The sequence below is a fragment of the Streptomyces viridosporus genome (genome assembly GCF_002078235.1).
GTDB classification, from domain to species: Bacteria; Actinomycetota; Actinomycetes; order Streptomycetales; family Streptomycetaceae; genus Streptomyces; species Streptomyces viridosporus.
The window spans coordinates 1-5,690 of record NZ_MSGP01000752.1; the positions used below are offsets into that span (position 1 = coordinate 1).

A 5,690-nucleotide genomic window follows, 5' to 3' on the forward strand; every position below is an offset into this window, starting at 1 on the left:
CGCCGCGCGGCGGGATGATGCGGGACGGTTGCCGAGGCAAGGCCGTTGACCTGGGTTTTGTGTGAAATGGTCACTGTGGCGGGAAATTTCGCCACGCTGCCCGCTTGAGTGTGGGACGTACCCCGCCTTTTTCATGTTCGGCCTGGTCTGGCCGTGCGAATGCTGTGCCACGAGCTTGCGCGGGCAAGGAACGCGGCGAGGTCACCGGTGGCTTCCGGCTCGATGCATCCTGCACCACCACCGACCAGCTCGCCGAAGCAGTCGAACTTCAGCGAGCACACGGCGGGCAACCTCGCAGCCGTCAGGACTTCGTCGCCCGCCCCCTCCCCCGGGAGGCGGTGGGCGAGCGGATCGCCGACGCCCGCCGCATGGAGGTTCTGGAGGCGCCGTTCGGCGTTCGACCCCGGAGTGAATCGGGGCTGGTTCCCGTAACCAGGTAAGTAAGCCCACTCCCCGATCCAACAACCATCCAGCCCCCCCTAGATGCTTTCGACTAGAGGGGATGGATTATTGACTTCGCTTCGGGTTCAGGGAGTTGGCATGGATGCTGGACAGATGGTGGAACCACCTCAGATCGTCGCACGTCGAGCAGGCGACGGTTGGGTGCTGCATATGAAGGGAGTGGAACCGGCCTACGTACGGCGTCTGGAAGGCGCGACTGAGCATGGGCGCATCCTGATGGAGGCAGCCAAAGTTCCTGGAGCCGAGCATGGGGCCGTACTCAAGATCGACCTCGGCGACGAGCTCAACCAACGTGTCGGGGCAGCGACACAAGCCACCATCGACGCCCATAAGGCCCAAGTGGCGGCCGCAGCCGAGCTACGACGCACAGCAGCAGCGCTCAACAAGCACGGCCTGACCGGCAGGGACATCTCGCACGTCCTGGGAGTTTCACCCCAGCGTGTCTCGCAGTTGCTCAGCACCCAGCACGTCCGGGGTTGATGAGGACTCGTGAGAGCCTCTCCATACAGCACCTCCATGCCGCCCGCTGGCGGGGCGAAGCAGGTCCTGCCCAAGCCACCCGCTACCCGGCCCACTACCGCTCGCGCGTTCGCAGGACGTACCCCGGCGCGGCTGCCTGCCCGCCAACGAGACGCGGTGCCGGCTTCGTCATTCCGTGTTGCTCCAGGGCCTGCAGTTGGTGCACTGATGGTTGTCCTGCGCGGTGATGCCGTGGCCGGTCCCCGAAGTTGGACCACGGCGTCATCGTGCTGCCGTCTCTCTACGGTCGGGGTCCGCGAGGGAGTGCCGTGAGCGTCTGGGCCTGCCGGGCGGCGTGCTGTGCGGCGTCGTTCACGCCCGGTCGGCGGGTGCGGGATGTTTCCGGGCCGCCGGGCAGGGCAGCCTCGAGGGCCGCGGCAGTCTGCTCAAGGCGTTGGCGCGTGGCCGCCTCCACCTCGGCGATCTTCTGTTGCACCGCCTGCAGCGTGTCAGGATCCTCGAGCGCCGCGCGCAACTCCTCGGCCGATCATGCGCGGTGGTGGGATCCGCGTGGCCGTGCCCCGCTTCGCGCAGGCGCTGGGCGGCAGCCCTATCGTCCTCGTATGACGGTGATGGGCGGCGCTGGGATCGCCGACGACGATGTCCTGGCTTTCCTGGTCGAGCGCGTTCCGGAGACCCGGCCTCTGGTCGCGGAGAAGTACGGACTTGGGCAGGGTGAGGCGCCGCCGACAGCCGACACGGGGCCTGATCTGTATGAGAACCTGCTCGACCTCCTGACGAGGCCGGTTCTCCTGCCGGCCCTGGAGCACGCGGAACCGGACAGCGATCTGCTGCAGCGGTGTTTCGGTTTCGTGGAGGACATCTACGACGGTGCCGGGGGCATCGGCGCGGCGCCGTCCATTTCCAGGTGCTGGAGTGCCTCCTGGATGCGCGGCCGTATCTGGAGAGCGCCATCCCCTACCTGCGCGGGTCGGTCCGGGAGCGGGTGTCGCGGATGCTCGAGCACTACGGCGTCGAGGGCCACGAGCGCGGCCTGCCTCCGCTGTGACCCGGCACCGGCCGGGCATCCGTTCGGTCGTGGCCGGTCGTGCGCGGAGCCGGACGGCCGGGGCCACGGTGGCTGCGGCGTGCCCGGGACGCCGCCGTCATCGGCCGCGCCCGCCGGTCCGAGGTGCGGGCTCCTGCCGGGCGGAATGTGCGGTGGGCGCGTCGGCGGGAACGATCGCCGCGGGTGGTGTGGTCCACTCGGTGCCGCCACCCGGGGCGCAGCCAGGCGACGGGGGTGGTCGTGTCGGTGTCGGGGGCGATGACCTGCAGGATGCCGATGCGGTCGTGGACGGTGTCCCGGGCCAGCCGGCCCAGGAGTCGGTGGTGCAGGGCAACACGAGCAAGGGCGCCCGTCTCATGAGGCGAGCTCGGCCGCGTTACGCGATCAGAGGCGGTGCAGGGGAACCGTGCTGTCGGTCCAGTGCCAATGCACCGGTTACCACTGCCGCTTGAGGAGAGTGCGTTCCTCGGCACAAAGCTCGTAACACGATCATGATCGGGTCTTCTTGAGGCGTCTCCAGCAGATCAGGCTGCAGGCCAGGAAGACGAAGGCATCGTGGAGTTCGGTACGGCGCTCACATCGGACCGCGAGGCGCTTGGACTGGTGGAGCAGGGCGAAGGTCTGTTCCACGACATACCGGGAGTGGTCGTTGCGTTCTGCGCGGATCACGGAGGCCAGGGTTCTTGAGCGGGCCGCGCCGATGCCGAGGCGAATCCCCAGTCGTGCCCACGCCATGGATACGGTTCAGGGGCCCAGCAGCTCTCGCTGCGGGCCCCTGAACCGTAGTGGGGTCTGCCCCCGACCTCGGGGAGTTACGCCGCCAGGCTGCGCTCAGCGTTCTGCGGAGTCTTGGCGAGGTCCTCGGCGAGGTAGCGCTCGATCGAGTCGTCGAGTTCTTCGAGCCACGGTGTGTGGTGCTTGGCGGCCAGGGTTCCCGTCATGACCGAGCGGTAGACACGGTCGCGGTAGCCCATGATGTCGGCCTTCTTGTCGCGCTTCCACGCGAGGAAGATCTCGACGACCCGGTCGAGGTCGAACTCGGGGTAGTCCGTCTGCCGCAGCAGATCACGCACGTAGTCGGCCTGGAAGCGGACCTCTTCGGCGTCCGAGGAAAGCTTCTCGAAACGTTCCCGCCACTCGGCGATGGAGGCGGAGCGTTCGGTCTCCGACGGCAGCTCGGCGCGGCCCAGGATGAGGTCGCGTACGTACCAGGCCTGCGCGTCGAACATGTTGAAGGTGAACCACTGGTCCTGCGCGCCGAGGTAGGCCAGACGCGGGTTGTCCTGCCACACGACCCCGCGGTAGAGGCCGTCCGGGTACACGTTGTTCGGGGAGGCCAGCGCGAGCTCGTCGGGCAGGAACGGGTACTTGTGCAGGTAGCCGGTGCACAGGATGACGGCGTCGATGTGCTTCGAGGTGCCGTCGGCGAAGTGGACCGTGTTGCCCTCGATGCGCTTGATGACGGGGCGCTCCTCGAATCCCTCGGGCCAGTCGTAGCCCATCGGCGCGGAACGGTAGCTCGCCGTCACCGAGCGTGCGCCCATCTTGAACGCCTGGCTGCCGATGTCCTCGGCCGAGTAGCTGGAGCCGACGACGAGGACGTCCTGTCCCTTGAAGGCTTCCGCGCCGCGGAAGTCGTGCGCGTGGGCGATGTGCCCGGGGAAGGTCTCGATGCCAGGGAAGTGCGGCACGTTGGGGAAAGCGAAGTGGCCGCTGGCGACGATCACATGGTCGAACTCCTCGGTCGTCGTTTCTCCGGTGGGGAGATTTTCGACCGTGAGCGTGAAGACCTCACGCTCGGCGTCGTATTCCGTCCAGCGCACGACGGTCTGGAAACGGATGAAATCGCGCACGTTCGTCTTCTTCAGCCGGGCGGCGATGTAGTCCCACAGAACCGGGCGCGGCGGGTATGAGGAGACGGCGCGACCAAAGTGCTCGTCGAAGGTGTAATCAGCGAACTCCAGCGCTTCCTTCGGCGCATTCGACCACAGATTGCGGTACATGCTCGAGTGCACGGGCTCGCCGTACTCGTCGAGTCCGGTGCGCCAGGTGAAGTTCCACTGGCCACCCCAGTCAGCCTGTTTTTCAAAACAGACAATCTCGGGGATGTCCGCCCCCGCGCGCGCTGCGGTCTCAAAAGCCCGCAGCTGAGCCATGCCCGAGGGGCCGGCACCGACAATCGCTACTCTTTTTCTGTTCGTCACGTATGTCCCTTTATTTTCGCCATGCGGCCCCGCACCCACCCTCACGGGCAGGACGGAGGCATCCGGCCGCCAGAATCCGCACGCATCGACCGGTCCAGAGAGGCAGATTTCTTTTGACCGTAGCAGGATTGACCCAGTTACGCTAATTTGCTGCCGCAATCAACGGTGTCAACCCGTCGGAGGTGCGGGACGCGACAGCCGGTCCGGCCATGTGGCTGCAGGTCGACACCAAGCCCCACTCTCGGCGGATGACCTGTACCTTCGCCTCCTCGTCGGGTGCGATGGGGTCGTCCGCCGGGCCGGCCGTGAAGGTCGTCGCCCTGCCTATCTTCGCCCTTTGAACTTCACGTCGGCAACGCGGCAGAAAGGGCGGATGGCGCCTTGGCGGAAATGTGCCGGACCGCAACTCCTTCCCGGTCTGCGCAATCTCATTCCTCCGAGATGCAGAAAGAAGCGGATCCGTAATCTGGTTCTCCGTCTTGTCCGAGTGAAGGTGTGTCAGGGCGCCTCAGGGATCGGCCTGCCTGCCCCTGCAAAGGGGGATGCGGGGCGGGAAACGCCTCGCCCGCACGGCGGTCGTGTCAGGGGGACTCATGCCGTGCGGGCGGTGCCGGCGGCGCAGGGGCGGGCCGCCGCGACCCGAAGCCCAGCAGCACCGGCGCCCTCGCTGCAACGCCGCGTCCCCACCCGCGGCCGGCCACAGGTGCGGCTGCCGTCCCCTGGTCCGGCCGTGTGCCGGGCCGTTCCGCCGTGCGGGGGCGCGGCGTGGGGCGGTGGGCTCGGCCCGCCGACGCGTTACAGCGGGTGGTTGCCGGTTGGTTCGCGGCCCGGACGAGGATGCGATGATCCGGGGTGTGACGGCAGATGCCCGGTGGGAGCGGATCCGCGAGGACTTACGGTTCGGGCAGGTCTTTGCGCGCGGTGGTCAAGGTTCCCCGGCCCGGCGCGATCGGGATCTTCGTGGACACCGGCCTGAGTGTGGGGGGCTTCGTCGACGTCGTGTTGCTGCCAGAAGAGGCCAAGGACTGGCCGGTGGAGGGCACGGTCACCGATTTTGAGCTCTGGTGGGCTGATGACCGCCGGCAGATCCGGCTGAAGCCGTCCGACGCGCGGTGTCCGCACAGCGACTTCGCGGACTTCGTCGAGCGGTTCCGTCCCGGTTGGCCCTCCGATATCGGCCGGCCCGTTCACCGCCCGGAGGCGGCGCCCTGATGGACCGGGACAACAACTCCCCGAGGCCCTTCTCCGTGCTGCGGCGAAGGGCCTGGCTGTGTCACTCCCCCGGGACGTCGTTTCGACGTGAGTCCGGAAGCCACTCGCGACGCTTTCTCATGATCAATGTCGATGCGAATCGATGTCACCGGTTGACGACACACCATCAGCTTGTCGCTCAATCTCTTCCCTGATGACGGAGAGTTGGCTGCACCCGAGGCGGGCAGGCCGACGCCGACTCGGTCACGGCAGGCACCGCCGGCCTCACCCCGGAACGCCGCCGC

5 protein-coding genes are annotated in these 5,690 nt (G+C 67.4%); 3 read left to right on the forward strand and 2 right to left on the reverse strand.

Annotated features, from left to right (window positions below):
* Nucleotides 1-540 precede the first annotated feature (540 nt).
* Both B7L92_RS40450 and B7L92_RS40825 read left to right on the forward strand, forming a co-directional pair.
* A complete protein-coding gene (locus B7L92_RS40450; RefSeq protein WP_143626470.1) occupies nucleotides 541-942 on the forward strand; it encodes a hypothetical protein in 402 nt (133 codons plus the stop codon).
* 907 nt (nucleotides 943-1,849) lie between these two features.
* Complete coding sequence (locus B7L92_RS40825) at nucleotides 1,850-1,990, forward strand: hypothetical protein (RefSeq protein ID WP_159461091.1); 141 nt, start codon at nucleotides 1,850-1,852, stop codon at nucleotides 1,988-1,990.
* Nucleotides 1,991-2,479: 489 nt separating this feature from the next.
* Here the strand turns inward: B7L92_RS40825 and B7L92_RS44005 are convergent, their stop codons facing one another.
* Together B7L92_RS44005 and B7L92_RS37115 are read right to left on the reverse strand one after the other, a co-directional pair.
* Nucleotides 2,480-2,725, reverse strand: coding sequence for a hypothetical protein (locus B7L92_RS44005; RefSeq protein WP_218030500.1), 246 nt, complete (start codon nucleotides 2,723-2,725; stop codon nucleotides 2,480-2,482).
* 77 nt (nucleotides 2,726-2,802) lie between these two features.
* Nucleotides 2,803-4,194: a trimethylamine monooxygenase gene (locus B7L92_RS37115; protein ID WP_081241533.1), complete on the reverse strand. Its 1,392-nt coding sequence runs from the start codon at nucleotides 4,192-4,194 to the stop codon at nucleotides 2,803-2,805.
* 921 nt (nucleotides 4,195-5,115) lie between these two features.
* On the opposite strand from B7L92_RS37115, the gene B7L92_RS37120 reads away from it, so the two are divergent.
* Nucleotides 5,116-5,406: a hypothetical protein gene (locus B7L92_RS37120; protein ID WP_255311328.1), complete on the forward strand. Its 291-nt coding sequence runs from the start codon at nucleotides 5,116-5,118 to the stop codon at nucleotides 5,404-5,406.
* Nucleotides 5,407-5,690 lie beyond the last annotated feature (284 nt).

Excerpts from the sequence above, each read along its gene's own strand:
- B7L92_RS40450 (WP_143626470.1), top strand. The coding sequence starts at position 541 with ATGGATGCTGGACAGATGGTGGAACCACCTCAGATCGTCGCACGTCGA.
- B7L92_RS44005 (WP_218030500.1), bottom strand. The coding sequence starts at position 2,725 with ATGGCGTGGGCACGACTGGGGATTCGCCTCGGCATCGGCGCGGCCCGC.